Source organism: Phocaeicola sp. HCN-40430, assembly GCF_037890285.1.
In the GTDB taxonomy this organism is placed as follows: Bacteria; Bacteroidota; Bacteroidia; order Bacteroidales; family Bacteroidaceae; genus Phocaeicola; species Phocaeicola acetigenes.
Map to the genome: position 1 here is coordinate 1 of NZ_JBBKBS010000048.1, position 1,625 is coordinate 1,625.

Consider the following 1,625-nt stretch of genomic DNA (forward strand, 5'->3'; position numbering starts at 1 on the left):
ACCGCATTCCAGTCCCCCTCGTTCAGACACTTCGCCAGATGAATCTTTCTTATCATGGCCGGCAGCACGTGGCTGTTCTCCAGGTGGAAGTTATCGTTCGGACCGTACAGGTTCGTAGGCATCACCGCGATGTAGTTCGTGCCATACTGCAGGTTGAAGCTCTCGCACATCTTCAGTCCCGCAATCTTCGCAATCGCATACGGTTCGTTGGTATACTCCAGCGGCGAAGTCAGCAGCACCTCCTCCTTCATGGGCTGCGGTGCCTCCCTCGGGTAGATACACGTACTTCCCAGGAAGAGCAGCTTCTTCACCCCGTGACGGAAACTCTCGCCGATTACGTTCTGCTGAATCTGCAGGTTCCGGTAGATAAAGTCCGCCCTGTACTGCAGGTTGGCCATGATGCCCCCCACATGCGCAGCCGCCAGCACCACCGCATCCGGCTGTTCTTTGTCGAAAAACTCCCTTACCGCTACCGCATCCAGCAGGTCCAGTTCACTGTGCGAACGCCCCACCAGATTGGTATACCCCCTCTGCAAGAGGTTGTTCCAGATGGCAGAGCCCACCAGTCCGTTGTGCCCCGCCACATATATCTTAGCCGATTTGTCCAGCATTCCTTATTCCTCCCTGTCCAGTTGCGCCTTCAGGTGCAGTTTCTTCACGAACTTCATGTCATGTTCCACCATGATGCTCACCAGCTCCTCGAACGAAGTCTTTGTCGGGTTCCATCCCAGCAGCGTCTTTGCCTTTGTCGGGTCACCCAGCAGCTGGTCCACCTCACACGGACGGAAATACTTCGGATCCACTTCCACCAGCACCTTTCCGGTAGCCGTATCGATACCCTTCTCGTTCACGCCTGCACCTTCCCATTTCAGTTCGATGCCCAGCTTCGCGAAAGCCAGTGTGGCAAACTCACGTACAGTATGCATTTCCCCTGTAGCAATCACGAAGTCCTCCGGAGTATCATGCTGCAGAATCATCCACATACACTCCACGTAATCCTTCGCATATCCCCAGTCGCGCAACGAATCCAGGTTACCCAGATACAGCTTGTCCTGATATCCCTGTTTGATACGTGCTGCCGCCAACGTAATCTTACGTGTCACGAAAGTCTCCCCGCGGCGTTCCGATTCGTGGTTGAAAAGAATACCGTTCACCGCAAACATTCCGTAACTTTCACGGTAGTTCTTTGTAATCCAGAATCCGTACTGCTTGGCCACACCATACGGAGAGCGCGGATAGAACGGAGTAGTTTCCTTCTGCGGCACTTCCTGCACCTTACCGAAGAGTTCCGAAGTCGATGCCTGATAGATGCGGCAGGTCTTTTCCAGTCCGCAGATTCTCACCGCCTCGAGCAGACGCAGTGTACCGATGGCATCCGCTTCCGCCGTATACTCCGGCACGTCGAACGACACCTTCACGTGGCTCTGTGCCGCCAGGTTGTATATTTCAGTCGGATGCACGTCACTGATGATACGGATGAGCGAGCTGCTGTCTGTCATATCCCCCCAGTGGAGGTTCACCAGTCTCTTCTGCTTCATGTCACGCACCCATTCATCCAGATACAGATGTTCGATACGCGCGGTGTTGAAAGACGACGAGCGTCTCAAAATTCCGTGTACTTCATA

The 1,625-nt window shown here is 54.2% G+C and carries 2 protein-coding genes; both read right to left on the reverse strand.

The features are described 5' to 3' along the window. Positions 1 to 611: NAD-dependent epimerase/dehydratase family protein (locus tag WKU26_RS12475; protein ID WP_340322285.1), on the reverse strand; the 611-nt coding region annotated here is incomplete at its 3' end. A gap of 3 nt (positions 612 to 614) precedes the next feature. Then, positions 615 to 1,625: GDP-mannose 4,6-dehydratase (gene gmd / locus WKU26_RS12480; protein ID WP_340322286.1), on the reverse strand; the 1,011-nt coding region annotated here is incomplete at its 5' end.